General features: G+C 68.1%; 27 protein-coding genes and 1 riboswitch. Of the genes, 7 read left to right on the forward strand and 20 right to left on the reverse strand.

What is annotated here, in order from left to right:
- Positions 1-91 precede the first annotated feature (91 nt).
- Together MPARV_RS0100530 and rimK are read right to left on the reverse strand one after the other, a co-directional pair.
- Positions 92-1,102, reverse strand: coding sequence for a succinylglutamate desuccinylase/aspartoacylase family protein (locus MPARV_RS0100530; RefSeq protein ID WP_051011858.1), 1,011 nt, complete (start codon positions 1,100-1,102; stop codon positions 92-94).
- Positions 1,103-1,121: 19 nt separating this feature from the next.
- Entirely contained in the window at positions 1,122-2,033 is a 912-nt protein-coding gene (rimK, locus tag MPARV_RS0100535) for a 30S ribosomal protein S6--L-glutamate ligase (protein ID WP_012226812.1), read from the reverse strand.
- A 178-nt stretch (positions 2,034-2,211) separates the two neighbouring features.
- Here rimK and argG point away from each other — a divergent pair, with 178 nt between their 5' ends.
- The gene (argG, locus tag MPARV_RS0100540; RefSeq protein ID WP_020376855.1) at positions 2,212-3,606 is read left to right on the forward strand and encodes an argininosuccinate synthase; all 1,395 of its coding nucleotides are present in this window, start codon (positions 2,212-2,214) and stop codon (positions 3,604-3,606) included.
- Between the two features lie 6 nt (positions 3,607-3,612).
- Here the strand turns inward: argG and MPARV_RS0100545 are convergent, their stop codons facing one another.
- The 5 genes from MPARV_RS0100545 to argB form a co-directional block, all read right to left on the reverse strand.
- A complete protein-coding gene (locus MPARV_RS0100545; RefSeq protein ID WP_020376856.1) occupies positions 3,613-4,254 on the reverse strand; it encodes an ATP-dependent zinc protease family protein in 642 nt (213 codons plus the stop codon).
- Entirely contained in the window at positions 4,251-4,799 is a 549-nt protein-coding gene (locus tag MPARV_RS0100550; protein ID WP_020376857.1) for an arginine repressor, read from the reverse strand. Before MPARV_RS0100550 ends, MPARV_RS0100545 begins: the two co-directional genes overlap by 4 nt.
- Positions 4,792-5,784 (reverse strand): ornithine carbamoyltransferase, encoded by a 993-nt coding sequence (gene argF, locus MPARV_RS0100555; protein WP_012226819.1) that lies wholly within the window; start codon positions 5,782-5,784, stop codon positions 4,792-4,794. Before argF ends, MPARV_RS0100550 begins: the two co-directional genes overlap by 8 nt.
- A 70-nt stretch (positions 5,785-5,854) precedes the next feature.
- A complete protein-coding gene (locus MPARV_RS0100560; protein ID WP_034395753.1) occupies positions 5,855-7,036 on the reverse strand; it encodes an acetylornithine transaminase in 1,182 nt (393 codons plus the stop codon).
- 67 nt (positions 7,037-7,103) lie between these two features.
- Positions 7,104-8,054 (reverse strand): acetylglutamate kinase, encoded by a 951-nt coding sequence (gene argB / locus MPARV_RS0100565; RefSeq protein WP_020376860.1) that lies wholly within the window; start codon positions 8,052-8,054, stop codon positions 7,104-7,106.
- A 75-nt stretch (positions 8,055-8,129) separates the two neighbouring features.
- On the opposite strand from argB, the gene argC reads away from it, so the two are divergent.
- From argC to MPARV_RS0100585, 4 genes are read left to right on the forward strand one after another with little or no spacing between them, the layout of a single operon-like run.
- Positions 8,130-9,236 (forward strand): N-acetyl-gamma-glutamyl-phosphate reductase, encoded by a 1,107-nt coding sequence (gene argC / locus MPARV_RS0100570; RefSeq protein WP_012226824.1) that lies wholly within the window; start codon positions 8,130-8,132, stop codon positions 9,234-9,236.
- Between the two features lie 57 nt (positions 9,237-9,293).
- Complete coding sequence (locus tag MPARV_RS0100575; protein WP_012226826.1) at positions 9,294-10,916, forward strand: succinic semialdehyde dehydrogenase; 1,623 nt, start codon at positions 9,294-9,296, stop codon at positions 10,914-10,916.
- 13 nt (positions 10,917-10,929) lie between these two features.
- Positions 10,930-11,361: a hypothetical protein gene (locus MPARV_RS0100580; RefSeq protein ID WP_012226828.1), complete on the forward strand. Its 432-nt coding sequence runs from the start codon at positions 10,930-10,932 to the stop codon at positions 11,359-11,361.
- Positions 11,358-11,711 carry a hypothetical protein gene (locus MPARV_RS0100585; RefSeq protein ID WP_012226830.1) on the forward strand — a complete coding sequence of 118 codons (354 nt, stop codon included), beginning with the start codon at positions 11,358-11,360 and terminating at the stop codon, positions 11,709-11,711. Before MPARV_RS0100580 ends, MPARV_RS0100585 begins: the two co-directional genes overlap by 4 nt.
- Positions 11,712-11,777: 66 nt before the next feature.
- Here the strand turns inward: MPARV_RS0100585 and pheT are convergent, their stop codons facing one another.
- The 6 genes from pheT to infC form a co-directional block, all read right to left on the reverse strand.
- Positions 11,778-14,192, reverse strand: a complete 2,415-nt coding sequence (gene pheT / locus MPARV_RS0100590) for a phenylalanine--tRNA ligase subunit beta (RefSeq protein ID WP_031276893.1) — start codon at positions 14,190-14,192, stop codon at positions 11,778-11,780.
- An 18-nt stretch (positions 14,193-14,210) separates the two neighbouring features.
- Positions 14,211-15,239 (reverse strand): phenylalanine--tRNA ligase subunit alpha, encoded by a 1,029-nt coding sequence (pheS, locus tag MPARV_RS0100595; protein WP_012226834.1) that lies wholly within the window; start codon positions 15,237-15,239, stop codon positions 14,211-14,213.
- Positions 15,240-15,404: 165 nt separating this feature from the next.
- A complete protein-coding gene (locus tag MPARV_RS0100605; RefSeq protein ID WP_020376862.1) occupies positions 15,405-16,214 on the reverse strand; it encodes a TrmH family RNA methyltransferase in 810 nt (269 codons plus the stop codon).
- A 35-nt stretch (positions 16,215-16,249) separates the two neighbouring features.
- A complete protein-coding gene (rplT, locus tag MPARV_RS0100610) occupies positions 16,250-16,627 on the reverse strand; it encodes a 50S ribosomal protein L20 (RefSeq protein ID WP_012226838.1) in 378 nt (125 codons plus the stop codon).
- Positions 16,628-16,697: 70 nt separating this feature from the next.
- Complete coding sequence (gene rpmI / locus MPARV_RS0100615; RefSeq protein ID WP_012226839.1) at positions 16,698-16,895, reverse strand: 50S ribosomal protein L35; 198 nt, start codon at positions 16,893-16,895, stop codon at positions 16,698-16,700.
- A 105-nt stretch (positions 16,896-17,000) separates the two neighbouring features.
- Positions 17,001-17,711 carry a translation initiation factor IF-3 gene (gene infC / locus MPARV_RS0100620; RefSeq protein ID WP_320408726.1) on the reverse strand — a complete coding sequence of 237 codons (711 nt, stop codon included), beginning with the start codon at positions 17,709-17,711 and terminating at the stop codon, positions 17,001-17,003.
- Between the two features lie 464 nt (positions 17,712-18,175).
- Here infC and MPARV_RS0100625 point away from each other — a divergent pair, with 464 nt between their 5' ends.
- Together MPARV_RS0100625 and MPARV_RS0100630 are read left to right on the forward strand one after the other, a co-directional pair.
- Positions 18,176-18,733 (forward strand): hypothetical protein, encoded by a 558-nt coding sequence (locus MPARV_RS0100625; RefSeq protein WP_012226845.1) that lies wholly within the window; start codon positions 18,176-18,178, stop codon positions 18,731-18,733.
- A 14-nt stretch (positions 18,734-18,747) separates the two neighbouring features.
- Positions 18,748-19,017, forward strand: coding sequence for a S1 domain-containing protein (locus tag MPARV_RS0100630; protein WP_012226847.1), 270 nt, complete (start codon positions 18,748-18,750; stop codon positions 19,015-19,017).
- An 11-nt stretch (positions 19,018-19,028) separates the two neighbouring features.
- Here the strand turns inward: MPARV_RS0100630 and hisC are convergent, their stop codons facing one another.
- The 7 genes from hisC to MPARV_RS0100665 form a co-directional block, all read right to left on the reverse strand.
- Positions 19,029-20,099 (reverse strand): histidinol-phosphate transaminase, encoded by a 1,071-nt coding sequence (hisC, locus tag MPARV_RS0100635; protein WP_012226849.1) that lies wholly within the window; start codon positions 20,097-20,099, stop codon positions 19,029-19,031.
- A gap of 15 nt (positions 20,100-20,114) precedes the next feature.
- A complete protein-coding gene (locus MPARV_RS0100640) occupies positions 20,115-21,731 on the reverse strand; it encodes a hypothetical protein (protein WP_020376864.1) in 1,617 nt (538 codons plus the stop codon).
- The gene (locus MPARV_RS0100645) at positions 21,728-22,711 is read right to left on the reverse strand and encodes a 3-deoxy-7-phosphoheptulonate synthase (RefSeq protein ID WP_020376865.1); all 984 of its coding nucleotides are present in this window, start codon (positions 22,709-22,711) and stop codon (positions 21,728-21,730) included. The genes MPARV_RS0100640 and MPARV_RS0100645 overlap by 4 nt, the downstream gene beginning before the upstream one ends.
- Before the next feature lie 32 nt (positions 22,712-22,743).
- On the reverse strand, positions 22,744-23,211 hold the full coding sequence (locus MPARV_RS0100650; protein WP_012226855.1) for an SRPBCC family protein: 468 nt from the start codon (positions 23,209-23,211) through the stop codon (positions 22,744-22,746).
- A gap of 11 nt (positions 23,212-23,222) precedes the next feature.
- Positions 23,223-24,863: an ABC transporter permease gene (locus tag MPARV_RS0100655; protein WP_172636537.1), complete on the reverse strand. Its 1,641-nt coding sequence runs from the start codon at positions 24,861-24,863 to the stop codon at positions 23,223-23,225.
- On the reverse strand, positions 24,860-26,017 hold the full coding sequence (locus MPARV_RS0100660) for a thiamine ABC transporter substrate-binding protein (protein WP_020376867.1): 1,158 nt from the start codon (positions 26,015-26,017) through the stop codon (positions 24,860-24,862). The genes MPARV_RS0100655 and MPARV_RS0100660 overlap by 4 nt, the downstream gene beginning before the upstream one ends.
- Positions 26,014-26,769 carry a thiamine diphosphokinase gene (locus MPARV_RS0100665; RefSeq protein ID WP_157789400.1) on the reverse strand — a complete coding sequence of 252 codons (756 nt, stop codon included), beginning with the start codon at positions 26,767-26,769 and terminating at the stop codon, positions 26,014-26,016. The genes MPARV_RS0100660 and MPARV_RS0100665 overlap by 4 nt, the downstream gene beginning before the upstream one ends.
- A riboswitch (TPP riboswitch) is annotated at positions 26,756-26,862 on the reverse strand. (Overlaps the previous gene by 14 nt.)
- Positions 26,863-26,910: the final 48 nt, after the last annotated feature.

Genomic DNA, 26,910 nt, shown 5'->3' on the forward strand with positions numbered 1-26,910 from the left:
TAAGGGGTTCCTAACTGAGCGCAACGATCTGTTGCGCGGCAGCCGGCCTCCACCTACCTCGATGCGTTTCGGCCAGACCGGCCAGGCGCTGCTACGAACCCGGATCGCGGGCGATGCCACGGCCTGAATCGGCGAACTCACCCAGGTGGACCAGCGCATCACCCTGGTTCACCAGCGGGTTGCGGGTGATGCCGATCACCACGCCATCGGCCCGGCTCTTGACCATCGACCGGGTATGGCCATGAGCGTCTGCCACCGTCCCGATCCGTTCGCCGGCGATCACCCGATCGCCAAGGTCCACGCTGAAACGCACCAGTCCGCTTCGGCGGGCCCGCACCCAGGTTGAGGATCGGATCACCGGCGGCCGTCGGCGTGGCGGGTCGGGTGCATCGCGCAGCATCCCGAGGTGGGCCAGGGTGCGGCGCACCCCAAGCACCCCCACCTCCACCGGGTACTCGGCGTACCGCAGGGCCTCGCCGGCTTCGAGCAGCAACACGGGGATACCCCGTTTGGTGCAGGCATCGCGCAGCGAACCCGGACGCAGCCTGGAGTGCATGATCACCGGCGGCGCAAACGCCTTCGCCATGGCCAGCGTCACCGGATCGTCGGTGTTGCAGCGGATCTGCGGCAGGTTCTCGCGGTGGTTCGACCCCGTGTGCAGATCGAGTCCGACGTCGCAACGAGACACGATCTCGGTCATGAAGAGGTGTGCCAGGCGGCTGGCCAGGGAGCCCCTCGGTGACCCGGGAAAGGAACGGTTGAGGTCGCGACGGTCAGGTGTGTAGCGGCTCTGTGCGAGAAACCCGGGCACGTTGACCACCGGCACGGCGAGCACCGTGCCCGACAGGCGTCGCGGGTCGATGCCCCGCATCACCTGCCGGATGATCTCGACACCCACCAACTCATCGCCGTGAACCGCCGCCGACAACCAAACCGTCGGCCCGGGTCGGGCTCCGCACAGGACCACGACCGGCAACGACATCCACGACCGCGTGGGCAGACGGGCCACCGGCAACTCGATCGACGCTCGACGTCCTGGAAGCACCGTGACGCCACCCAGTTCGACGGGGTCGTTCTTTGGCACTCGTTCGCGAGGCGCCATCGTCGTCGTCCGGCTCAGCTCAGGTGCTGGAACGGCGAGGCCGCTTCGTCGCCGCCGCCGGCTGATTCTTTTCAACGTAGGCGATGATCTTGCCCGCCACGTCGATGTTGGTCGCCTGCTCGATGCCCTCCAGGCCGGGCGACGAGTTCACCTCCATCACCACCGGCCCGTGGTTGGACCGAAGCAGGTCCACCCCGGCCACCGCCAAGCCGGTGATCTTGGCCGCCCGTGACGCCGTCGAGCGCTCCTCGGGGGTCAGCTTGATCACTTCGGCCGATCCGCCACGGTGCAGGTTGGAGCGAAACTCCCCTGGCGGACCCTGTCTGCGCATGGATGCCACCACACGGCCGCCCACCACCAGCGCCCGGATATCGGCACCCTTGGCCTCCTTGATGAACTCCTGCACCAGAATATTCGCGTCCAACTGCCGGAACGCACCGATCACAGATTCGGCGGCCTTCTTGGTCTCGGCCAGCACCACGCCCATGCCTTGAGTGCCCTCGAGCAACTTCACCACCACCGGAGCGCCGCCCACCGTCTCCAAGAGCCCTTCGATGTCCTTGGTCGAGTGGGCGAAGCCGGTGACCGGCAGGCCGATACCGCCCTGGCTGAGCAGCTGCAGGGATCGCAGTTTGTCACGGCTGCGGCTGATCGCCTGGCTGCCATTGACCGAGAACACCTTCATCATCTCGAACTGCCGCACGACCGCGGTGCCATAAAAGGTGTGGCTGGCACCGATGCGGGGCACGACGGCGTCGAAGCCCTCCAGCTCGCTCCCCTGATAGATGATCTGAGGTCGGTGGGCCGTGATGTTCATGTAGCAACGGAGGTAATCGACGACCCTGGCGTCGTGACCTCGCTCGGCGGCTGCTTCCTTCAATCGATTCGTCGAGTACAGGTTGGAATTGCGGGACAGGATGGCGATCTTCATGTGCGGCCTTGAAAGCGTCGAAGGGCAAAGCGAGCGGTGGCTGAGAGCCCGGCGCACCCTATCGGCTTCGATGGCGTGAACTGACCGCAGACCCCGCGGGGCACGCCCCCCATTCCGACGGCCACCGACCCTGGTCGACCGGTCGGGAACCACACAGGCCACCACTAGTCTGGCGGCCATGTCGCTTCCCTCCAACGAACCCGAGACGAACACCACCACGCCCCCGCGTCCCGACTCGCAGTCTGCCGCCAAGGTGCTGACCGAGCTCCCGTGTGACGAGCGGGTGGGCATCGCGTTCTCCGGCGGCCTCGACACTTCGGCGGCGGTCGCATGGATGCGCAAACGGGGCGCCATCCCGTGTGCCTACACAGCCGATATCGGTCAGCCCGACGAGCCCGACCTCGACTCGGTGCCCGTCAGAGCCAAGGAGTACGGCGCCGAGCTGGCCCGGTTGGTTGACTGCAAGGCCGAACTGGTGCGCGAAGGCCTCATCGCGCTCCAGTGCGGGGCGTTTCACATCAAGACCGCCGGACGCACCTACTTCAACTCCACCCCGCTCGGCCGGGCGGTCACCGGAACGCTGTTGGTGCGGGCGATGGCCGACGACGGCGTCGACATCTGGGGAGACGGCTCCACCTACAAGGGCAACGACATCGAGCGCTTCTATCGCTACGGACTGCTGGTCAACCCCAACCTTCGCATTTACAAACCATGGCTCGACCCCACCTTCGTCGACGAGCTCGGCGGCCGTCAGGGCATGAGCGAGTTCCTCCAGGCAAACAACCTGCCCTATCGCGACCCGACCGAGAAGGCGTACTCAACCGACGCCAACATCTGGGGCGCCACCCATGAGGCGAAGGCGCTCGAAGACCTTGGCACCTCGATGGAGCTCGTCACCCCGATCATGGGTGTGGCCCACTGGGACCCCGAGGTGGAGATCGCCACCGAGGAGGTGACCATCGGGTTCACCGAGGGCTGGCCCACCACCCTCAACGGCGCTGCGTTCGACTCCCAGGTCGACCTGGTGTTGGAAGCCAACGCCATCGGAGGCCGCCACGGGCTGGGCATGTCCGACCAGATCGAGAACCGGATCATCGAGGCCAAGTCTCGGGGAATCTACGAGGGGCCCGGCATGGCGCTGCTGCAGATCGGCTACGAACGACTCCTGTCCGCCGTCCACAACGAGAACACGCTGGAGAACTACGCCACGATGGGCCGCCGTCTGGGGCGCCTGCTGTACGAGGGCCGCTGGTTCGACCCCCAGTGTTTGATGCTCCGTGAGCCGCTGATGCGTTGGGTGGGCTCGACGATCACCGGCGAGGTCACCATCAAACTGCGACGCGGCGACGACTACACGATTCTCAACACGGTCGGCGAGAACTTCACCTACGCCGAGGAGCGCCTGTCGATGGAGCGTGTTGAGGACTCGGCCTTCGGGCCGCTCGACCGCATTGGGCAGCTGACGATGCGCAATCTCGACATCACCGACACCAGGGACAAGCTGGACATCTACCGCAAGATCGGCACGCTCACGCAGGGCGACATCACCCCCGCCCTCGACCGAGGCGAGTAGGACGGTTCAGGTGTCGGCCACCACCGAGGGCGCGTCGGCAAGAAAGCTGCGCCCCGGGTGCACCAGAAAGCGCTGCCGGAGAGCGGTGCGCCCCAACAACAGCGGGTAGCCCATCGTCCCCCGTTCGGCCAGGGTCACCTCGGCCCTCCAGCGGTGTCCGCCCAGCTCGATCTTGGTGCGGATAACCGGGCGAAGCTCCTCGGCCCCATTGGATGACCGGATCACCCGATCCCCAACCCACAACGCACGAGCCGGACCCTCGGGTACCACCAATGGAACCGAAGTGGAGGTGACCCCGGCCGGCCGTTGCCCGGCTGCGGCGTCGGCCGCCGGCGGCTTCCGAGCCGGCTCGGGCGGGTCGGCTCCGGCGTCCTCCTCGGGGGCAAGCAACTCGAAACTCAACCAGATACGGCCCCTGCGATCGGCGGAGCGGTTGAGCACTCGGGCGTGCAGCGCAGAGGTGCGCGCGCCCGTATCCAGCTTGGCCACCAGACCCCTCACCTTCAAACCGGGCAGGTTGATGTGCTCGCGCCAGCCGGCGATCCAGGCATCCCGCACCGAGCCGTTTGGCCGGATCAACCGCAGCTCGGACTCCGGCACCACGTCGGTACCTGTTTGGATTCCCGACCCGCTGGGAGGGTCGTTCACCGTCGCCCCGGCGGGGCGATGAACCCGGTTGGGTTCACGGTTGGGCCGGGTCGGGATCCACCACCCTCCAGCCCGGCGAGTTCGGCGATCGACCCGGCCACTGCGGCGCCGCCCGGATCCTCGGCTGCGATCACCAGCAGCGTGTCGTCGCCCGCCACCGTTCCCAGCACGCCGGCGAGGCCCGAGCGGTCCAAGGCGGATCCCACCACATGGGCACAACCGGGCGGGGTGGCCAGCACCACCAGTTCCCCGCTGCGGGCCACCTCCACCACCCACTCACCCAGCACGCGTCGCAGGTGATCGACTGGAGCCAGCTGATCTCGGGGCAGTTCGGGGATCACGTAGGCCGCATCGCCGCCTGGAATCCGCACCTTGACCGCACCCAGCTCGTCCAGGTCGCGACTGACCGTGGACGGATTGACGTCGATGCCGTCCCCGGTCAACAGCTCGGCCAGGTGCGCCTGACTGGTCACGCGCACGTCGCTCAGGAGCAACGCAATGCGATGCTGCCGCTGATGCTTCGACAACGCCTTGGGCTCACCCACCGGACCGCCCCGCCAGGTTCAGGGACAGGTCTCCGTTGCCCGAGGTTGAGGTTCGTGATCCGTCCGTTCGCTCGACCAACCACCAGATCAGCCCCCGAGCGGCGTGCATGCGGTTCTCGGCCTGGTCAAACACCCGACTGCGGGGCCCGTCGAGCGCCGCATCGGTCACCTCCTCGCCACGGTGGGCCGGCAGACAATGCAACAGGATGGCATCGGGGTGGGCCGCGTCGAGCAACGCCTCGGTCACCTGAAATTGAGCAAATGCCACGCGACGACGTTGCGCCTCGTCCTCCTGGCCCATCGACGTCCAGGTGTCGGTGTAGATGGCGTGCGCCCCGGCCACCGCCTCGACCGGACGGTTCACCACGGTGACGTTGGCGCCCGCACCGACGGCCCGAGCCAACTCCTCATCATCAAACCGATAGCCGTCCGGCCCACACATCCGCACGGAGTAGCCCGCCAACGCCGAGCCCTCAATCAACGATCGCGCCACGTTGTTGGCATCGCCCACCCAAGCCACCTCCAGGCCTTCCAACGTGTTGAACTCGGCCTGGAGGGTCAGCAGGTCGGCCAGGATCTGAATGGGGTGTCCGTCGTCGGTCAGCAGGTTCACCACCGGCACCTGCGACCATTCGGCCAGATCGGTCAGCGTCTTGTGTGCGAACGTGCGGGCACCCAGCACGGCGAAGTAGCGCGACAACACCCGGGCCACATCGCGGATCGCCTCGCGCTCACCCAGGCCGATCTCATCGGGCCGAATCGTCACCGGATGCCCTCCGAGTTGCACCACCGCCATTTCGGTGGAGTTGCGAGTGCGGGCCGACGGCTTCTCAAAGATCAGTCCTGCACCCCGTCCCTTCAAGAGCTCCGCCGGCGGATTGGGGTCGGCCGAACGAGCGAGCACATCGGCCAGGTCGGCCACCGTCAGGTCGGTCAACGACAAGAAGTGAGCCACTGCGCCATTGACGGGCGTTGCATCGGTCATGTGTGGATCCAATCGATCGAGTCCGGGAAGGCTGGGATCTGGAAGGTCGGGGGCAAGGTTCCGGCGTCCATCAGTCGACCTCAGCCCGATTGGCCGCAAGCGTGACCCCGATGCGCCGGGTGGCCTCGGCGACCTCGTCGTCGCTGATCAACAGGCTGGGCGCCAACCGGAGTGCCGTTGGCGTCACGGCATTGACGATCACCCCGGCGCTCAACAGGTCGCCCGCAACCTTCGGGGCGTCAAGACCATCCAGTTCAACCGCCAACAGCAGCCCGGCACCGCGAACCGAGGAAACCCCTCGCAGTTCCTCCAAGGCCCCGCGCAGCAAGGCACCGGCGTGCCGGGCCTTCCCGGGAACGTCCTCGTCCTCCATCACCTCCAGGGTGGCCCGGGCGGCAGCCGTGCACAGGGGGTTGCCACCAAAGGTCGTGGCATGGTCGCCCGGCTGGAACGCCGCCGCCACCTCCGCCTTGGCCCAGCATGCGGAGATGGGCACCCCGTTGCCCAGCGCCTTGGCCATGGTCACCACGTCCGGGGCCACATCAGCATGCTGGAAACCGAACCACTCGCCGGTGCGACCCAGGCCGGTCTGCACTTCATCGAGGATCATCAGCAGGTTGCGCTCATCGCACAGCCGACGGATTCCCGCCAGGTATTCGGGGTCGGCCGGGTGCACACCGCCCTCGCCCTGGATGGGCTCAATGATCACGGCGGACACGGTCTCGTCGATCGCGGACTCAAGGTGTGCAAGGTCGGCCCACGCCACATGCCGATAGCCATCGGGCATCGGGGCAAACGGCTCGTGCTTGGCCGGCTGCCCGGTGGCGGCCAGGGTGGCCATCGTCCGTCCGTGAAACGATCCATACGTGCTGACCACCACATGACGACCGTGCCCGGCCCACTTTCGGGCCAGCTTCATGGCGCACTCGTTGGCCTCAGCCCCACTGTTGGCAAAGAACACCTGCCCGCCGCCGCCCAGCAGCCGGTCCAGCGTTTGGGCCACCGGCCCGGCGTGCTCGGTGGCATACAGGTTTGAGGTGTGCACCAACCGCTGGGCCTGCCGCGACACGGCCTCGGCCACCGCCGGGTGCGAGTGTCCCAGCGAGGTGACCGCCAGACCGGACAACAGGTCGAGGTAACGCTTGCCCTCACGGTCGGTCAGCCAACAACCGGATCCCTCGACGAACATGATGGACGGAGGGCCGTACGTGGGCATGATCGGGCAGTGCTCCATGCCGGCGGGCGCGCCCATGGCGGCGGCATGAGGCTGGTGCAGGTGTGGATTGGCGGCGTTCGCGCTTTGCATATCGGGCTCCAGTTCAGGTGCGCGTGAGCATGGTGCCCACGCCGGCGTCGGTCAGCAGCTCCAGGAGCAACACGTGCGGCTGGCGCCCGTCCACCAGGTGCACGCTGCCCACCCCGGCGTCGAGCGCCCGGAGGCAGCCCTCGATCTTGGGCACCATGCCCCCACCGATGGTGCCGTCACCGATCAGTGCCCTCGCCCGACCGGCGGTCAGGGTGGCGAGCAGGCTGTTGGGGTCGTCCTGGTCGGTGAGCACGCCCGGCACGTCGGTGAGGAAGATCAGCTTCTCGGCCCGCAGCGCCTCGGCCACCGCGGCGGCCACGTCGTCGGCGTTCACGTTGTAGCTCTGGCCTCCGGCGGTGCCGATGGTGGAGATCACAGGCACCAGTTGCTCGTCCAGCAGCCGTTTGATCAGCTCGGGCTTCACGTTGGTGACCTGGCCGACGAACCCCAGTTCCTCAGCCGCCGGCGTCAGCTCAAGCAGCTGTGCGGCCGAGCCCGAGAGCCCGACCGCCACCGGATGGTGGGCGTTGATCGAGGCAACCAGCTCATGGTTCACCTTGCCGACCAACACCATCGACGCCACCTCCAGCGTCTCAGCGGTGGTCACCCGACGCCCGCCGACAAAGCTGGAGGTGAGCCCCAGGCGGTCAAGCCATGCGCCGATCTGCGGTCCGCCACCATGCACCACCACCGGTCGGAGCCCAACCTGATGCATCAACACGATGTCTCGTGCGAACTCGTTCGCCAGCGCAGCGTCCACCATGGCGTTGCCGCCGAACTTCACCACCACCGTGGCGCCCCGAAACTGTTGGATGTACGGCAAGGCCTGCAACAGCACGTCAACGTCACGCCGAAAACCGCCCAACGCGTCGCTCGACCCCTCGTCATCGTTGAGGGCGGTTTCACCGACGGGTGACGGATCGCCGCCATGTTGCCGGCGATCCGTGGCCATGGGCTCGGTCATCACGTGACACTACCCAGAGCCAGTAGTTCATGCAACGCATTGCACAAACTTGTAACGCTGGTACCCTGCCCTCCTATGACGACCAGCTCTTCCGAAACCCCGGGCACGACGCACGGGTCCGAGGCTCCACATCGGGGCACCGGGCCGGCCGGCGCAACCGACCGGACCGTCCGCGTGGGCATCGTGGGGGCGTCCGGGTACACCGGCGCCGAATTGATGCGCCTGCTGGCCGGTCATCCCAACCTGGAGATCGCCTTCGCCACCGGCGCATCCCAGGCGGGAACGCCGGTGGGCGAGCTGTATCCGTCGCTGGCCGCCGCCTACGCCAACGTGGCATTCGTGCCCTACGAGCCCGGCCTGGCCGACGACGTCGAGTTGGTGTTCTGCGGTCTCCCCCACGGATCGTCGATGGAACTCATGGCCGAGCTGTTGCCCCGGGCGGGCAAGGTCGTTGACCTCGGCGCAGACTTTCGACTGCCCAGCGCCGCCGGCTATCAACAGTGGTACGGCGACGTGCACACCGCCCCCGAACTGCTCGATCAGGCGGTCTTCGGGCTGACCGAGCTGTGTCGTGACCGGGTGTCGGAGGCGTCGCTCGTGGCCAATCCCGGCTGTTATCCGACCGGCCCCTCGCTGGGGCTGGTGCCGTTCACGAGCGCCGGTCTGGTGGAGCTGACCGGCATCATCGTCGATGCGGCCTCCGGCGTGTCGGGTGCCGGTCGTCCTCCAAAGCCCAACACCACGTTCTGCACTGTCGACGAGAATTTCACCGCCTACGGCCTGCTCGACCATCGCCACACCGCCGAGATGGAGTTGACCACCGGCGCCCAGGTGCTGTTCACCCCGCACCTCGCACCGATGAACCGAGGCATCCTGGCCACCAGCTATGCGCGGCCCACCGACGACCTCACCACCGCCAAGGCGCTTGACCTGCTGCACGAAACCTACGCTGACGAGCCGTTCGTCGTGGTCTCCGAGGCCGGCCCCTCGACCAAGGCCACCCTTGGTGCCAACACGGTGCACCTCACCGCCCGGGTCGACCCCCGGACCGGCTGGTTGGTGGTGATCTCGGCGCTCGACAACCTGGTGAAGGGAGCATCCGGCCAGGCCATCCAGAACGCCAACCTGATGCTTGGGCTTCGCGAAGTCGCCGGACTCCCCACCGTCGGCCTCATGCCCTGACCGGACGGTTCGTCCGGGCTGAGGTCGAATACCGGGCTCCGCTGTAACCTGCCGGCCATGACGACGACCGAACCACACACTGCCGGCACGACGACCCCCAAGGGCCCGACGCCCACCACGGGCGCCCGTCAGGGTTCGGCACCCGAGCGGCCCGAGCTGAATCGTCTGGCCCGACGCGTGGATCTGCTGGACGACGATCGACCCCAGCACACCGTGATGTCACCGATCGACGGTTCGGCGTTGGGCCTGATGCCGATCGGCACCGTCGACGACGTGACCGCGGCGCTCGCCGGCGCCCGCCGCGCCCAGCGCATGTGGGCCGAGACCTCCACCAAGGAGCGGGCAGCGATTCTGGCCGACTATGCCGACCTGGTGTTGGACCATCGCGAAGAGCTGTGTGACCTGATCCAGCTCGAGAACGGCAAGAGCCGAGCCTGGGCGTTCGAGGAGGTGGCCGACACCACCATCACCGCCCGCTATTACGCCAAAAAGGGCCCCAGGCTGCTGGCCGAGACGAAGCGGGCCAGTGCCTTCCCCGGGCTGATCACCACGATCGAGCGCCGGGTGCCCAAGGGCGTCGTCGGCATCATCTCGCCTTGGAACTACCCGCTGTCGCTGGCCGTGGGCGATGCCATCGCTGCGTTGATGGCGGGCAACGGCGTGGTGATCAAGCCCGACAGCCAGACCCCCTACACCGCGCTGCGTGCCGTGGAACTGCTGGAGCAGGCCGGCCTACCCAAGGGCCTGATGCGCGTGGTCACCGGGCAGGGTCGTGTGGTGGGCACCGCCATCATCGAAGGGGCCGACTACGTGATGTTCACCGGCTCGAGCGAGACCGGCGCCAAGATCGCCCAGCAGTCCGCCGCCCGTTTGGTGGACTTCTCGGCCGAGCTTGGCGGCAAAAACGCCATGGTCATCACCGACGACATCGACATCGAGCGGGCCGCCAGGTTGGCCACGATCGCCTGCTTCGCCAACTCAGGCCAGCTCTGCATCTCGATCGAACGCATCTACGTCCTGCAGGAGGTGGCGGCCCGGTTCATGGACGCCTTTGCCGAGGCCACCGCTGCGCTTCGCCTGGGCGCCGAGGTGGGCTACGGGCCCGAGATGGGGCCGCTGGCTTCACAGGACCAACTGGACAAGATGCGCGAACACGTGACCGACGCCGTCGCCAAGGGCGCCCGGGTACTCAGCGGCGGCAACGCCCGACCCGATCTGGCGCCCTGGTTTCACGAGCCGACCATCCTCGTCGACGTGCCGGAGAACGCCGACGTGTACCGGGGGGAGACCTTCGGCCCGCTGGTGTCGATCTATCCGGTGGCCAACGTCGACGAGGCCGTCGCCGCCGCCAACGACACCGAGTACGGGCTCAACGCCAGCGTCCTGTGCAACAACGCCTCACGCGGTCGGGCCATCGCGCGCCGTCTGCAGGCCGGCACCGTCAACGTCAACGACGGCTACGCGGCGGCATGGTCCAGCCTTGACGCACCGATGGGCGGTGTTGGGGTGTCCGGCGTTGGGCGGCGCCACGGCGCGGTCGGGCTGCTGAAGTACACCGAGTCTCAGAACATCTCCACCCGCTCACACCTGCTTGATCTGGTGCAGCGCCCCAGCCACCCAAAGGAGTACGCCGAGCGGCTCAGCGCCGCGTTGCGACTTCAGAAATATCTGCCGTTCTGATGGCCGACGCGCAATGAACGCCGTCGTCGTGACCACGTTCATCTACCTGGTGATCGCGTTCGCCCTGGTGATCGCCGTGATCCCCCAGTGGCAGCGGTCCGGCAAGGAGTACCTGACGCACGTGTTCAGCACGGAGGAACGCGCCGAAGCGGTCAACCGTCTGCTGGTCACCGGGCTCTCGCTGATCACGATGTCACTTGCCTTGTTCCTGATGGGGATCGGGTCGGCTGACACCTCCGAAGAGGCCGTCATGTCGTTGTTCATCCGATTGGCGGGCCTGCTGGCACTCGTCGGAGCGGCCTTCTTCGTCAACCTCGGTGCCTACTGGTACCTCGGCCGTCGCATCGCCGAGGAGCGAGCGGACACCGACGGTCCGGCCGTCGACGAACCGGTCGGGCACGGTCCAACCGCGGTGGCCCCGATCGTCCCGAACAAGGAGGCGTGAGCATGGGTTCGCTGGTGATCTCGGCCGTGGTCTACCTGGGGGTGGCCATTGCGCTGCTGGCCGCACTGGGCCCTTTGATGCGAGAGAGCGGTCAGACCTATCTTGAGGACGTTTTCCCGGATCCTGACCAGGCCAGGTCGGTCAACCAGATGATGCTGGTGGGCTCGGCCCTGTTCACCTTGGCCTTGGCCATGTTGATGGTGGGCATCGGCATACCGTCAGGCGGCGAGGCGGCCATTCGGGTACTGATCAGCCGGGTGGCTCTGCTGCTGCTCATCGTCGGCGTGACCCACCTGATCAACCTGGTTGTCTTTGGTGCGATCCGTCGCCGCAATCACGGCAAGGCCTGAGCCCTCGGCATCCGCACCGACCACTGCTTGTGGGCGGTCCGTGTCAGGCGTGGGCGTGGCCCCGAATCAGGAGCGGAGCACGGCACCGAGGGATTCGGCCGCCAAAAGCAGCGCTGCCCTCGCAACGGTCACCTCGTCATCGCCGAGGGTGTGATCCTGCGCCCGCAGCACCACCGAAAAGGCCAGCGACTTCTTGGATTCGCCGATCGACCCACCCCGAAACTCGTCGAACAGGCTGAGGCGTTCCAGCAGGTCGCCGCCGGCCACGGCCAAGGCCCGGCGCAGGACCGCTGCCGGGACCTCGGCATCGATGACGAAGGCAAGGTCCATCACCGCCGCCGGGAAGTGGCTGACGGGTTGGGCCTGGGCGGGAGGATGGGGCAGCGCCAGCAGCACGCCAAGATCGAGACGCACCCAGGCGACGCGCTCGTGCACCTCGGAGGCGCCCAGCACGCCCGGGTCCACCTCCCCGACATCACCAACCGGCACGCCGGCCAGGCTGACGATTGCGGATCGGGTCGGGTGCAGTCCGCCCGGTAGAGCGTCAGGCGCCTGATCCAGCTCGGGGGCGGCGAATCCCAGCGTGTCCAACAGCACGCCGAGGAGCTGGACCGCCTGCGGCGCCGCGGCGCCGCCGAGCGCGACGGCCAGGTCGGTCCGCTCCCCCGCCAGCACGGTGTCGGCCGCAAACGGGTCGGCGACGATCTCCCGGCCGGGGAACACCCTGCCGATTTCGTAGATCGACAGCCCCACCGAGCGGGTGCGCGCGTTGGCGGCCAGCGTGTCAACCAGGCCCGGCAGCAACGACGGCCGGAGGACCGACTGGTCGGCGACCAACGGGTTGAGCACGCCCGGCGCGCCAACATCGTCCAAGTTGCAACGCCTGAGCGCATCGGCCGACAGGAACGGCAGTGGCGACACCTCGGTGAGGCCCCGACCCTCCAGGGTGCGGCGCAGCAGGCGGGTATCGGCCTGCGCCGGGGTGAGCGCTCCGATGAACGGGGAGGTGACGGTGACGTTCGGGAAGGTGTTGTAGCCCTCGAGGCGGGCCACCTCCTCGATGAGGTTGATCTCCTCGGTCACATCGGTGCGCCATGAGGGCACGGTGACCTGCAGGCTCTCAGGCTCTCCGGCGCCCTGATCAACCTGGAACCGGTCGACCTCGAAGCCGATCGAGCGCAGGTGCCCGGCACTGCGCTCGGCGGTCAGCGAACCGCCGGTGATGCGGTTCACCTGGGCGGTCCGCAGCGAAATGACCGGCGGCGTCGTATCAGCCCCGCGCTCGTCGATGACACCCGGATGCAACCGGGCACCGGTGATCTCCACCAGCAGCTGAGCGGCCCGACGGGCGGCCAACGGCGGCAACTCCACGTCGGCGCCTCGTCGAAATCGGGTCCCGGCCTCGGAGTGCAAATTGAGCCGGTCGGTGGTCACCTGCACGCGCTCGGGGCGCCACCAGGCCTGCTCCAACAACACGCTGGTGGTCGTCTCGGAGATCTCGGTTGAGGCGCCGCCCATCACCCCGGCGATGCCCACGGCGGCACCGTCGCCGTCGGAGATCACGCCGTCCCCTGCGCTCAGCGTGCGGGTGACGTCGTCGAGGGTCACGATCGTCTCGCCGTCGACGGCGTCGCGCACCACCAGCGCACCCCCCGGCAACCTGGCCAGGTCATACGTGTGGCTTGGCTGCCCCAGCTCCAACATCACGTAGTTGGACACGTCGACCACGGCAGAAATGGGCCGCATACCGGCCGCGGTCAGGCGCTGAGCCATCCACCGGGGCGAAGTGGCGGTCGGATCGATGCCCGACAACACGCGAGCCACGAACCGGCCGCACAGCTCGGTGTCCTCGATGCGGACCGACGCCAGGTCGGTGGCGTCGGTGCCCGACGTTTGTACCTGCGGGTCCGGTAGCGAAAACGGCACTCCGAAATACGCAGCCAGGTCGCGGGCCACCCCGGCCATCGACAGCGCGTCAGGACGGTTGGCCTCCACCTCCAACTCGATCACCGTGTCGGCGACCACACCCAAGGCCTCGCCCACCGGTGCGCCGAGGGGCAGGTCGGCAGGGAGGTGCAGAATGCCCGCGTGGTCGTCGCCCAGGCCCAGCTCCTTGGCCGAGCACAGCATGCCGTTGGACCACTCCCCACGCATCTTGCGTCGAGCGATCTCCATGCCGTCGGGCATCACCGTGTCGAGCGTGGCCAGCGGAACCAGGATGCCCACCTCAAGGTTGGAGGCACCGCAGGCGATCTGCAACGCCTCGCCGTCGCCGGCGTCGACGTCGACCAGCCGGATCCGGTCCGCATCGGGGTGGGCCCGAACCTCGAGCACCTTGCCCACCACGATGCCGGCGAGGTTGGATCCAACCGTTTCGATCGATTCAACCGACAGCCCCAGGTTGCCGCAGGCCTCGGCGATACGCGCCGGGTCGTCGGGCAACTCGGCGAACTCGGACATCCAGGACAGGACGACTCTCAAAGGAAACTCCGTAACTGGTTAGAACTGCGACAGGAAGCGCACGTCATTGGCGACAAACTCCCGGATATCGCTGACGTCATGGCGCATCTTGGCCAGGCGATCGATACCGAATCCGAACGCAAAACCCGACCATTCCTCGGGGTCGATACCGCCGTTGCGTAGCACGGTGGGATGCACCATGCCGCAGCCGGCGATTTCCAGCCACTCCCCGCCCGGCACCCGCATGTCCACCTCGGCGGACGGTTCGGTAAAGGGGAAATAGCTCGGCCGGAACCGGGTCTCGAACTCCGACCCGAAATACGCGCGAATGAAGGTGTCGATCGTCCCCTCAAGATGGCCCAGCGTGATCTGGCGGTCGATGACCAGCCCCTCCAGCTGGTGCAGCGCTGCCAGGTGGGTGGCGTCGGTACGCTCGTTTCGGTAGACCCGCCCGGGCATGACCGCATAGATCGGTGGACCCCCACGATGCGCTGTGACCGCCCGCATGTGGCGGATCTGCACCGGCGACGTATGGGTGCGCAGCACGTACTCGCCGGGTTCGCCCACGTCGAGGTGAAAGGTGTCGTGCATACCCCGGGCCGGGTGATGGGCAGGAATGTTGAGCGCGCCGAAGTTGAACCAATCGGTCTCGAGGTTGGGGCCCTCGACCACCTCGAAACCAAGGCCGACGAAGATGTCCTCAAGACGTTCCCGGGTGGCGGTCACCGGGTGGACGTGGCCGCGCTCGACCGGTTCGACATAACGGGTGAGGTCCAGCGCCTCGGCATCCAGGGTCGCCCGCAGCTCGGCATCGGCCAGCTCCGCCCGGCGGGCCTCGATGGCGTCGCCCAAGGCCTCGCGGGTGGCGTTGAATGCGGCCCCCGCCTCCTTGCGTTGATCCGGCTCCATCGAACCCAGCGAACGACGGGCCAGCGACAGTTCGCTCTTCTTGCCCAGGAGGGTCGTTTCCAACACTGCAAGGTCGGCGAGCGTCTCGGCGGCGGCCACCACCTGCCGCCCGGTGTCGGCAATGCGTGTCGCAGCGTCCTGCGAGGCCTCGTCGGTCATCGCACCATCATCGCGGCTGCGCGGACTGAGGCCGAATCCGTGCTCAGGTTCGGGGCGGGCGCACCTCGACGAACCCGGCCGCCGGGAAGTGCATCGCGTCGCCATCGTTGACGTGGCGGTCTCCAAGCCACGTGCGCACCGCCTCGCGCATGGACGCTGAGTATCTCAGTCGCCGGCGCGGGCCTGGCGAGCGGCCTCGAAGGCCACCACCGCGGCGGCAGTGGCCACGTTGAGGGACTCGACCCCACCCGCCATCGGGATCGACACGCGGTCGGGGAACTCGGCCAGGACCGCCGGGTCCACTCCCTGACCCTCCGAGCCCATCACCAGCGCGGTGGGACTCATCCAGCCGATCTCGTCGTGGGCGGGCCCACCGGGAGCGGCCAACACCACCGTCACGCCGTCGTCCCTGAGACGGCAAAGGGTGTCGAGCAGGTCGTCGGTCTCCACCACTGGAAAGCGAAGAGCCCAGCCGGTGGAGGCCCGCAAGGCCTTGGGAGCCCAAGGGTCCGCCGAGCCTCGGTCGCACACCAGTGCGGGGCTGCCGGCTGCCGCAGCAACGCGGACGAGTGCGCCCAGGTTGCCCGGGTCCTGCACCCCGGCCGCCACCAACGTTGGCGCCCCACCGGCGGTGGCACCGGCCAACGCTGCGAGATCGTGTTGGGGGCGGGGAACCAGCGCCGCCACACCCTGCGGGGTGGTCGAGTCGAGCACCTTGTCCAGTACGCCCCGACCGACCGCCTCCAGAGGAATACCGGCCCGGTCCGCAGCCACGATCACGTCGGCTATCGACTCGGTCGAAGCGGAGGCAACGTCGTAGAGCACCCGTTGCACCGGCGAGCCCACCTTGATCAGTTCGCCGAGCACCTTGGGGCCCTCCACCACGGCCACACCCGCATCAAGACGCGAACTACGACGCCCCACGAGGCGCCGCAGTTCGATGATGTGTGGGTGTTTGGCCCCGATGGTCCGCACTTCGGCGGCCCGTTGGGGATCGACGTGAGACCGCTTCAGGACGCAGCCTGGTGGGTGGCCACATCAGCGTTCCGAGCAACCTCCACCAGTGCGGCGAAGGCTGCCGGTTCGTGCACTGCAAGGTCGGCGAGCACCTTGCGGTCCACCTCGACCTCGGCGGCCTTCAAACCGGCGATGAAACGCGAGTAGCTCATGCCCTCGGCGCGGCACCCGGCGTTGATGCGCTGGATCCACAGCTTGCGGAACTCACCCTTGCGGGCCCGGCGGTCACGGTAGGCGTACTGCCCGGCGTGCATGACCGATTCATTTGCGGCCTTGAAGGTGCGACTGCGGTTGCCGTAGTGGCCCTTGGCCCGCTCCATTACTGTGCGGCGCTTCTTGCGGGCGTGGACGGCTCTCTTGACACGTGCCATGTCGGGGCTCCTTTACTCTCGAACGAATGTGGGGGATTCAGTGGGGACGGTGCCCCATTTCAGAAACTGCTCAGCGCTTACCCAGCAGGCGAAGTGCCTTGTCTTTATCGCCACCGGTGACTTCGGCCTCCCTGCCCAGCCGACGCTTGCGAGCGGCCGACTTCTTGGACAGCAGGTGGTTCTTGCCCCGGTGCCGGCGCATGACCTTGCCCGACCCGGTGACCTTGAACCTGGCCTTGGCACCGCGGTGCGTCTTCATCTTCGGCATGGCGATTGCTCCTTCCGGCGCTGGGCCGGGTCGTCGCCCACCATCTCGGCGGGCGGCATCTCTTCGTGGGTGGATGGTGCTGGTCGGTTGATACCGGTTGACCAGCTACTCGATGGCAGCGGCGACGGTCTCGCTTGAGTCAGCCTCGACCGGTTCGACCTCGACCAACTCGGTCTCGGAGGAGGTATCGGCCTCGACGGGCGTCGGGGCCGGTGTCGCCACCTCGGCCTCTGCCGCCGCCTGAGCAGCAGCTTCGGCCTCGGCCTTCTTCAGTTCGGCGGCATAGGCCGCCTGCGCCTTCTTGTCCGGGCCAAGCACCATGGTCATGTTGCGACCGTCCTGGCGAGCCGGGTTCTCGACCCGGGCCAGGTTCTTCACCTGCTCGGCGATGCGGTCCAGAATCTTCCTGCCCAGTTCGGGGTGCTGCATCTCTCGACCACGGAACATGATCGTGACCTTGACCTTGTGCCCCTCTTCGAGGAACTCGGTCACCTTGCGGGTCTTGGTGTCGAAGTCGCCCACCCCGATCTTGGGGCGGTACTTCATCTCCTTGACCACGATGTTGGTCGACTTTTTGCGGGATTCCTTGACCCGCTGCTGCTCCTCGTACTTGAACTTGCGGTAGTCCATGATGCGGACAACCGGTGGCTTGGCCTTGTCGGCCACCTCCACCAGGTCCAGATCCCGGTCTCGTGCAAGGTTCAAGGCCTCGGGCAAGGGGCGGATTCCGAGTTGCTCGCCGTCCTGATCGATGACCCGCACTTCGCGGGCTCGAATCCGGTCGTTGATCCGTGGTTCGTCGGCTGGCGGTGCTATGACCGATCACTCCTCAGCAATGCACGTCCTTTCGAAACGGCAGCAGTGCTTGGCACTGCGGGTATGGGATGCGGCCACCGAAGCAGCCGGTTCTCACTCCACCAACGTGGAGCCACTCCCGAGCCAAAGCGTTGCTCAGAGCCGGGCGCGTCTTCAAGAAACCGCACCTCCGGGCTCGACAAGGTCAAACGCCGACGGATTGACCCGGGCAGCTCAAGCGCTTCCCAGGTGGGGGCACGCCCCGCTTCCTGTTGTAAGAGCGGCCACCCTACCAGTACCCGGACATCAGCCACCACCTGCCGGGCATTGCCACCATCTCACCCACCCGCCCTCGCACCCGCCAACTGGCCCCCACCCTGCTCGGTCTGACTCCGGACGGGCACGCGGCGTACCCTCGCGCCCCACGGTCACGGCGCCGCGGCGCCGTCGATGTTCCATTCGGCAACCTCCCTGGAGACACCACCATGCCCACCCTTTGGACCCCGGACGGCGAACGCAACGTCGAGCGCGAGAGCCCCACACCCCCGACCGAACCCGTTGGGGCACCGACGGAGGCCTCAAAGGCGCCCGCCGGAGCGTCGGGAGCCGCCGACGGCTCACCGCTTTCCGCCTCCGAGTTGAAGGCTCAGGCCGAGCAGCTGGGCATCGACCTCGACTCGCTCAGCCCGGAGGAGCGGGCCCAGGCCGAGGCCGCCGTCGCCGAGATGGCCGAGACCCGCGCCCGGCTGGCCGAGACCCCTGCATCCGAGGTGATCGCCAACCACCTGATGGGGTTCTATGAGTTGGGCGCCATCCACCTCAGCCGTCAGCCACCGGCATTCGAGGACGCCGCCCTGGCCATCGACGCGCTCCGCGCCGTACTCGAGCGGGTGGGCGACCGCCTTGGCGAGGCCGGCCCGGTGCTCAACCAGGCACAGAGCCAAATTCAGATGGCCTTCGTGCAGGTGAAGGATCAATACGCAGCCGCCGCTGCCGGTGAGGCCGACGGCAGCGCGGCCTCGTCGGATGCCGACGACGCCTGAGTGACGCCCCTCCCATGAACGCCGCCGCCATCGTCTTCCCGCCCGTCGGCCCGCAGCACGGCGTGGTGGAGGCGTTCGATTCACACGCGTGCCTGGGCACCATCCTGGGAGCGACCGGCGGCGACTGGCCGTTTCACTGCACCGCCCTGGTGGACGGCACCCGTGAGGTGCAACCCGGCACCGCGGTGATGTTTGTGGTCGTTCGCCGTCCTGGTGGTCGCCTTGAGGCCGACCGCATCAGCCCACTCCGCCCTCAACCGTCGAACATGTCGCCGGGCGAGTAGGCCGTCGCGCCTCAGATCGGTGTGGACAGACCGGCCAGGATGCGGTCGGTGTCGGCAGCCGTGCCCACGGTGAGACGAACACCCACACCGGGGAACACCCGGGCGATGATGCCGGCGGCCTCGAGACGGTCGCCGAGCTCGACGGCCCGCTCCCCCACCCCGAACCACACGAAGTTGGCCTGGCTGTCGGGCATCGTCCAACCGGCGGCGTTCAGGCCCTCGAGGAGGCGAGCCCGCTCGGCCAGCACCGACGCCACCGCCGCCTCCATCGCCGTGCGCTCACCCAACGCCGCCAGCGCTGCGGCCTGGGCGGGAGCAGAGACCGAGAACGGCAGGCGCACCGCGTCCAGCGCCGCCATCACTTCGGACGCGCCCATGGCATAGCCAATCCGCAGCCCCGCCAGACCCCACGCCTTGGAGAACGTGCGCAGCACCACCAGGTTGGGGTGATCCGCCAACAGTGCGACCCCGTCGGGCACGTCGGGATCGGTGACAAACTCGTGGTAGGCCTCGTCCAGCACGACCATCGTGTCCGACGCAACACCGTTGAGCACGCTGAGCACCTCATCGGTCCTCCAGGCGGTGCCGGTGGGATTGTTCGGATTGGCGATCAGCACCAGCCGGGCATCTTCGACGTTGGCAACCGTGACGAACCCGTTCGGGTCAAGCCTGGACGCGTCGTTGGGCACCTCCGCCGACCTGGCACCGGCCAGGCGAACGAGCTGTGGATAGGCCTCGAACGAGGGCAGCCCATGGACCACGCTGTGGCCCTCCGAGCTGGTGGCGGTGATCGCCTCGCTGATCAACGCCACCGAACCGGCGCCGACGCTCACTTGGGCGGCGTCGAGGCCGTGGTGGGCGGCGAGTGCCTGTCGAAGCGCTCCGGTCGTCGGGTCGGGATAGCGGTTGGCCCCCTCGCCGGCGGCCGCTGCAGCGGCTACGGCCGCCACCGTCGTCGCGGTGGGCAACTCATTGGACGACAGCTTGACGACGTCGACCCCGGTTGCCGCGCGGCCGGGCCGATACGGGGCACCGGCGTGGACCTCCGGACGGATCCTCGGGCCGGTCGGGTTGTCAGCCATGTGCCATTCTCCGATTCAGATCGACGGCGCCGTGCCTGGGCCCGGCGCGGCGGCGCCGGGCACGGAGTGACGAACGGTCACCTCGGGCTTCAACAGTCGGGCCAGCGCGTTGGTCCACGTCGTCACGACGCCGTCGGGCGGGTGATCGATGCGCACCCGGGCCTCGACGGTGACCCGTGTGAGACCGTCGGCGACGTAGGTGTCGGTGACCTCCACCGACTCGACCGAGGGAGGCGCCAGCAGCGAAACCGCCTCACCAAGGTCAACATTGGGGGACTCCTCCACCCGCCAGTCGACGCTGACCACCAGCCGGTAGCGAGCCAGGTGCTCGTGGCGCCACGCGTCCAGCTCGGCTCCGGTGACCGTGGCATGGTTGTGCACCCGAAGCGACACCGGCCCGACTCTGGCGTCGATGCCGATTGCGGCGAGAAACTCCTCCGCCCACGGGGTATCGACCACGACGGCGCCATGCGGTGTCTCCACCAGCCGATCGTCGAGTTCCAACTGGTCGTCATCGGCCGCAATCACCCGACCCACGTGGGTGGGGCGGCCTCCCGACAGGCGACGGACGCCCACCATCGAGGCGACCCGGGACGCGATCATCAACTGCCGTTCGGTGCTGCGCACGGCCTCGACTGCGCCCTCCGAGCCTTGGGCAAGGGTGCGACGAAACCAGGTGGGCAACCCCCGGGCCACGCGATCCAGTTCGGCGATCAGCTCGCCGGTGGTGGCCCCGGTCACCGGATCCACCCGACGGGCCAGGTCGGCAATCGAGCGACGCAGGCTTTCGCGCACCAACGGGTCGGTGCGCGAGGCGCTCAGCTGCGCGCCGGCCACCTGTTCAAAGCGCACGGTGTCGTAGGTGCGTGCCACCAACGCCGACAGGAGCTGGAACGTCGGGGTGCGCACCTCCCAGAGCAATTCCAACGGAACACCCGAGTCGACCAATGCGGCCCCCAATGCCAGCAGGACGTACTCGCTGACGCCCTCCACCCAGGCCATGGCCCTGTCGTGGTCGGTGGGGCTGAGCAGCACGGGGCGCATACCGGCATCGGCCAGCATCGCAAGGGTGCGGGTGCGCTGCCCGCCCTCACCGCCCAGTTCGGGATCGACGCACACCACTGCGGTGTGTCCAACCGCCGACGGGGTGTCGGGCCCCACCAACACGTGCAGGCCGACCAGCGCCTCCGGTGCGGTGACCCCGACAAACGCCTCGACGGCTTCCACCTGAGCGGCGGAGAAGACCAGCAACGGCGTGGTGCCACCGGCCAGGCCGGGGGCGATCGAGCCGGCGACCGGCATCAGGTCGTCCGGGCCCACCGCGACCCACACCTCAGCGGCTCCGGCGGCCAGGTGGGCCAGTGAGACCCCTGCCTCGGTGGCCTCGTGGCCATCGGCGGAAATCACCAGATGAACCGCTTCCAGCACTGGACCACCGGAGGACGCCGGCGGCAGCCGATCGACCACATCCGGGTCGGTGTCGGCCACCAGGATGCGGGCCGGCACGAAGCCGTCGGCAAGTTTCAGACGCGAACCGAGGTGCCGCACCACCCAATGACCGGTGGCACCGGCGCCACCCACCACCAGCAGCGTCGAGTCCTGCCCGGTGCGTTCGAAGCTGGTTGTCGTCACCGGTCGTAGCCCAACGCAGCCAGCACCACGGCCGCCTCGCCGATCCGGTCGGCGTGTACTTCAATGTCGAAACCGGCCAGATGGGATCCGGCGGCGTCAACCAACTCGGAGAGCGCCTCGGTGCGAACCCTGACCGCGGCCCCGTCGACGGCGCCGCCGCCGGGCGTGCCCAGCTCGACCGCCGGATTGCCAACCCAGGTGGTGCCCGGCCGCACCGCTGCGACACCGTTGACCAACTCGGAGAGGGATGCGGCGTCCGAACCGGCGGGCTGGAGCGACACGATGACCCGACCCGGGTTACGCAGTCGGTCGATGGTTTCCAGCACCCCGAGAAGACCCGTCGACTCCACACCGGGAGCGACCTGGATGAGCACCGGGTTGTCCATGCGGGCCAGCAGCCGGACCTGGGCCGAATCGACCTGCAGGTCGACCGCACTGGCCACCAGCAGGTGCGCGTCAAGCAGCGCCCTCGCCCCGTCCGACGTGGTGTCGGAGGTCAGGCGGCTGGAGAAATACAGCGATGCACGCTGAATCTGGGTGTAGACGTCGGGATCGACGCCACACGCCTCGATGAACGCCAGGTCGCGACGGAGGTTGTCCCGCACCTGCGCCCACCGATCGGCGACCGCGTCGTCGGTGACGTGATCGAGCCAACGGTCCGACCGGTCAAACGCCGAAAAGCCGCTGGCCACCAGGGCCCGCAACAGGTTGGCGCGAGCCGACCCATCGTCGATCCCGATACTGGGAGAACCACCGGTTGCGCCCGAATCGACGCCCAGTTCGACCACCTTGAGCGTCCTGCGGCCCTCCTCGGACATCGACATGCCGGTGAGCGCCAGGATCAGCCCCAGCGCGGCCTCCAGATGCTCGGGCTGAACCACCGGACCCCGCACGGCGGCCCGGAGGAATCGACTGTCCCGGCGGGCGAGGGCGTCGGTATCGCTCCGAAAGCGTTCGAGCTCGTTGGTGATGACCAGCATCGACTGGACGCTAGCTGCGCCCCTCGACCCGGTCACATACGTTGATCGGTGTCTTCTTCCGCCGTCAGCCATGCCAACAGCCTGGGGCGGCCGGCATCGATCTCCCGCTGCAGTAGCCGCTCGAGTACCGGGCCGAACATCGAGCCGCCGTAGCTGAGCTCCATCGCCAGACAAGAACCCTGCGGGCCCCAAGGGTCGATGTTGGCCGACAGCACCCAGGGGCTGTGGTCACGGCCGTCGTGTTCTCGCCGCTCGAAGCGCACTTCCACCGGGTCGTGGCACACGGTGCGAACCATGCGCAGTCGCTTCGAGCGCTGCAACGGACCCACCCGGGTGCCCAGGTCCACGGTCCATGCAGGGCCCTCGTCGTCCGGGTGCGACTCGGCGGCGTCCACACGTTGGATGATGTCGAGCCAGGGCGGGTAGTGCTCCAGCTTGTTGATTCGCGGGAACAGCGCCGACGGTTCCAGCGGCGTCTCGATCGAAGCGGTCACCTGCACGGGGGGCAACTCTACGGCTCCGGTCCCTCGTGGGCACGCCGGGCCAGGCTCTGGGCCAGCACCACCAACAGCCCGCAGAGCAGGCCCAAGACGGCCGCAACCAGTGTCCCCGTGGCCACCGCCTCCGGCGCCTGGCGAGACAAGAGACGTCCTACCAGCGTGGGCAGGGTGGGCGCATCGCCGCGCACCACGAACGTCGACGCACCAAACTCGCCCAGCGCAGCAGCAGCCGCCAGGGCAGCGCCTCCTGCAATGCCGGCGGCGGCGAGGGGAACCACCACCCGACGTCGCTGCTGTGACACGCCGGCTCCCAGGGTGGCCGCAGCCTCCTCCAGGCGCTTCGGGACCGCCGTCAGCACCGGAACGATCACTCCGCCGGCGAACGGCAGGGCCATGGCCGCCTGCACCAGCACCACCGCTGCGACGCTGCCCCGCAGGTCAACAGGGCCGATCAGCGACATCAACACCACCCCAAGGCCCACCGCTGCAGCCGAGACCCCAACGGGCAATGCGATGACACCCTGGGTGCGGCTTCCGCGTCCTTCACGGGCCGCCAGGCCCACCCCCAGCGCAGCCGCCGTGCAAACCAATGCGACCACCACGGCGTACGCCAGCGAGCGGCCTGCAGCCGGACCCAGCGGTGGGATGCCCCTTCCGCCGTCGGTCCACAACCTTCCGAAGCCTTGAGCACTCACCGAACCCAAACGGGTCGCCAATGCCACAAAGGGCGCCACGCTGAACACCGCCACCAGGCCCAACGCTGCGATCACCAGCGCCCACTCCCCACCCCGTGGAGCGCGTGCACCCGTAGTGCCACCTCCGCTCCACTCGACAGCGTGGACGCCCGGCCGACCGGATTGTCCTCCCCGCCGAACCACCGCAGCCACCAGGCCCACCACCACCACCGCGGCAGCCTGAACCAGCGCCAGAACCGCGGCACCCTTGAGATCGAGCAGCTGAGTGCCCAAGTACCAGACCTCCGAATCGAGGGTGCCCCAGCGGGGGCCGCCGAGCACCAACACCACCCCCAGCGACCCTGCCGTCAGGAGGAACACCAGAGCCCCGGCGCCGGCAACCGCGGGCAGCACCTGCGGCACGACGATGGAAGCGCCGCGGCGCCACGACCCGGCGCCCATCGTTCGCGCCGCCTCCATGTGTGTCGAAGGCATCGACTCGAGCCGCGCTCCCACGATGACCACCACCACGATCAACTCGTACCCGACATGGGCGAAGACCACCAGCGCCAGCGATCCGGCCGATCCCGGTTGTGGGGCAAACGAGCCGAACGGCCCAGAAGGCCCCGCAAGCGCCAGGACCGCTGCGCCAACGACCACGCTTGGCAACACGAACGGTGCGGCGACCAGCGCCCGAATCAGGCCACGGCCGAAGAACCGGAACCTGGCGAGCACCCATGCGACCGGAAGCCCGACCACCAGCGTGGCCACGGTGGAGGCACCGGCCTGGATCAGCGTGACCCGACCGGTTCGGGCCAGGCGGGCACCGATGGAAACCGACGAATCGACCGACCCGGCAATGCCCGTGCGTGCCCCCCACATCAGCGCCGCCAACGGCACCAACACGCCGAGGGTGATCAGCGTCCAGGTCGGCGCCAGCGCCGCTGCCGAGCGCACGCTGCGCCGGACAGAGGTCATCCGGTGATCGTTCGCCATTCCTCGGTCCACCGGTCCCGGTTGGTGGCGATATCGGTCGGGTCGAGCCGCAGCGGGTCGGGTGACTTCACCGAAAACCGCTCGAACACCTCGGGCACCGGCACATCACGAATGGGAAACACGAAGTTGGAGAGTGGAATCGCTCGCTGGAAGTCGTCTTCAAGCATGAAGCGCACCAGTTGCCGCCCTGCCTCAGGCCGCTTTGTGCCCGCCAGTACGCCTGCATATTCCACCTGTTCGACGCAGGTGGCCTCGATCACCGAGCTCTGCGGCCTGGTCCGTTTGCCCTCGGAGTAGAACACCTCGGCCGGTGGGCTGGATCCGTACGACACCACCAACGGACGGTCGCCGCCCGAGACGGTGTAGGCCGCCTCGTAGGCATCGGACCAGTCGGCGGCGATGCGAACGCCGTTGGCCTTCAACGCCTTCCAGTAGTCCTGCCAACCATCCTCCCCGAAGTGGGCGATCGTGCCCAGCACAAAGGCGAGGCCAGGCGAGGAGGCCGCTGCGTTCTGTGTCACCAGCAGGCCTCGGTACCTGGCATCGGTCAGGTCCTCCAGCGAGGTCGGCACCGCCAGGTTCCGCTCATCAAACCAGGCCTGGTCTGCGTTGACGCACACCTGGCCGGAGTCGATGGCGACCACGGTGTCTCCCCCCGGGCCCTCCACCCGGTAGCCCTGCGGCACCAGCTCGAGGATGTCCTTGGGCAGCGGCTCGAACAGCTTGGCTGCGAGCGCGCGGGTGAGCAACGTGTTGTCGACACCGAACAGCACGTCGCCCTCCGGCCTGCCGGCCGAGAGCACCGCCCTGGCGGTCATCGACCCTGCGTCACCCTGTTGCAGCAGCGCGATGTCCCGCCCCGACTGCTTGGCGAACGCAGCTGCGGTGGTGTCATCCAGCGCGAATGCGTCGTAGGTCAGAAGTTGCACGTCGCCGGTCGCATCAGGTGGATTGCCGTCGTTCGTCGCCGTGGTGTCGTCACCACAGGCGACAAGCAGCGCGGCAACGACGAGGGCGCCGACCGCCGCAAGCCGGCCGAGCGGCCGCTGCGGACGGGACCGGGCCGCAGCGCCGACCGCTGTCAGGTCATGTGTGCGTGAACGCCGTGCCTCAGGGGGTGACGGGGCTCGCCTCATCGGGGTTCTCCAGGTTGGGGGGACGAAGGCGGTCTGGTGGTGCGGAAGCACCCGACCGGATGGGAGGTGCCGACCAGCCCGGTGACCAAAGGCGGGCGGTGGGTGCGGGCGGGAGTCTCCGGGCCGGGCGCAATCACAGCCACGACACCGTCGCTCACCTCGATCGAGACCTCCGGTGATTCGGTCAGATTGCTGACGCCAAGTGCTTCCCATGGGGAGAGCATCACCCCGCTGAGCGGCCAGCGCAGCCCGATTGCCCGCCTCACAGTGGCCGGGCCTCCAAGGGGCATCAGCGAGAGCGTGGTTCCGGGAGGCGCGGTGATGTCCAGGCAAACCTCGGCGCCCACCAGCCAGATCAAATCGGTGCCGACGTAACCGGTGACGTTGGCTCCCCGTCCGGCAGCGCCTGCCAATGCCGCCAGCACTCCGATGAGGTGATCAAGACGCCCGCCCCCGCCGCCGACGATCACCAGCTCGGAGGGTTCCACTTCCAGCGCCGCGTCGATGGCCAGCTCCAGGTCGGTGTGGTTCTTGGCGGCGGCAAACCGGCGGACCTCCATCCCGCGTTCGCGCGCCTCAGCCAGGCCGGCGGGGTCGACCGAATCAAGGTCGCCGACCACCAAATCCACCTCGATCGCAAGTGCCGCCGCAACATCGAGCCCGCCATCGGCAGCCACGGTGAGCACCGGGTTGGATGGCAATGGCGGCGCAGACGACGGGGCAACGCCCCCCACAACGATGATGGCGACCATGACTCCCTCCGCTGGCATTACCCAGTTCAGGTTGCGGGTCGGCGGATACATCCGCCCTCTCAGCCCGTACTTCGAGCTCCCCGGTTGGTGGTGTCACCCTAGCTCAACGCGCGGAAACGGCCCCGTTGCGCGTCGGTGAGG

The organism is Candidatus Microthrix parvicella Bio17-1, from assembly GCF_000299415.1.
In the GTDB taxonomy this organism is placed as follows: Bacteria; Actinomycetota; Acidimicrobiia; order Acidimicrobiales; family Microtrichaceae; genus Microthrix; species Microthrix parvicella.

What these genes read in the sequence shown, in the direction of transcription:
- MPARV_RS0100530 (WP_051011858.1), bottom strand. Translation starts at nt 1,102, where the DNA reads ATGGCGCCTCGCGAACGAGTGCCAAAGAACGACCCCGTCGAACTGGGT.
- rimK (WP_012226812.1), bottom strand. Translation starts at nt 2,033, where the DNA reads ATGAAGATCGCCATCCTGTCCCGCAATTCCAACCTGTACTCGACGAAT.
- argG (WP_020376855.1), top strand. Translation starts at nt 2,212, where the DNA reads ATGTCGCTTCCCTCCAACGAACCCGAGACGAACACCACCACGCCCCCG.
- argF (WP_012226819.1), bottom strand. Translation starts at nt 5,784, where the DNA reads ATGACCGATGCAACGCCCGTCAATGGCGCAGTGGCTCACTTCTTGTCG.
- MPARV_RS0100560 (WP_034395753.1), bottom strand. Translation starts at nt 7,036, where the DNA reads ATGGGCGCGCCCGCCGGCATGGAGCACTGCCCGATCATGCCCACGTAC.
- argB (WP_020376860.1), bottom strand. Translation starts at nt 8,054, where the DNA reads ATGACCGAGCCCATGGCCACGGATCGCCGGCAACATGGCGGCGATCCG.
- argC (WP_012226824.1), top strand. Translation starts at nt 8,130, where the DNA reads ATGACGACCAGCTCTTCCGAAACCCCGGGCACGACGCACGGGTCCGAG.
- MPARV_RS0100575 (WP_012226826.1), top strand. Translation starts at nt 9,294, where the DNA reads ATGACGACGACCGAACCACACACTGCCGGCACGACGACCCCCAAGGGC.
- MPARV_RS0100580 (WP_012226828.1), top strand. Translation starts at nt 10,930, where the DNA reads ATGAACGCCGTCGTCGTGACCACGTTCATCTACCTGGTGATCGCGTTC.
- pheS (WP_012226834.1), bottom strand. Translation starts at nt 15,239, where the DNA reads ATGACCGACGAGGCCTCGCAGGACGCTGCGACACGCATTGCCGACACC.
- rplT (WP_012226838.1), bottom strand. Translation starts at nt 16,627, where the DNA reads ATGGCACGTGTCAAGAGAGCCGTCCACGCCCGCAAGAAGCGCCGCACA.
- rpmI (WP_012226839.1), bottom strand. Translation starts at nt 16,895, where the DNA reads ATGCCGAAGATGAAGACGCACCGCGGTGCCAAGGCCAGGTTCAAGGTC.
- MPARV_RS0100625 (WP_012226845.1), top strand. Translation starts at nt 18,176, where the DNA reads ATGCCCACCCTTTGGACCCCGGACGGCGAACGCAACGTCGAGCGCGAG.
- MPARV_RS0100630 (WP_012226847.1), top strand. Translation starts at nt 18,748, where the DNA reads ATGAACGCCGCCGCCATCGTCTTCCCGCCCGTCGGCCCGCAGCACGGC.
- hisC (WP_012226849.1), bottom strand. Translation starts at nt 20,099, where the DNA reads ATGGCTGACAACCCGACCGGCCCGAGGATCCGTCCGGAGGTCCACGCC.
- MPARV_RS0100645 (WP_020376865.1), bottom strand. Translation starts at nt 22,711, where the DNA reads ATGCTGGTCATCACCAACGAGCTCGAACGCTTTCGGAGCGATACCGAC.
- MPARV_RS0100655 (WP_172636537.1), bottom strand. Translation starts at nt 24,863, where the DNA reads ATGACCTCTGTCCGGCGCAGCGTGCGCTCGGCAGCGGCGCTGGCGCCG.
- MPARV_RS0100660 (WP_020376867.1), bottom strand. Translation starts at nt 26,017, where the DNA reads ATGAGGCGAGCCCCGTCACCCCCTGAGGCACGGCGTTCACGCACACAT.
- MPARV_RS0100665 (WP_157789400.1), bottom strand. Translation starts at nt 26,769, where the DNA reads ATGGTCGCCATCATCGTTGTGGGGGGCGTTGCCCCGTCGTCTGCGCCG.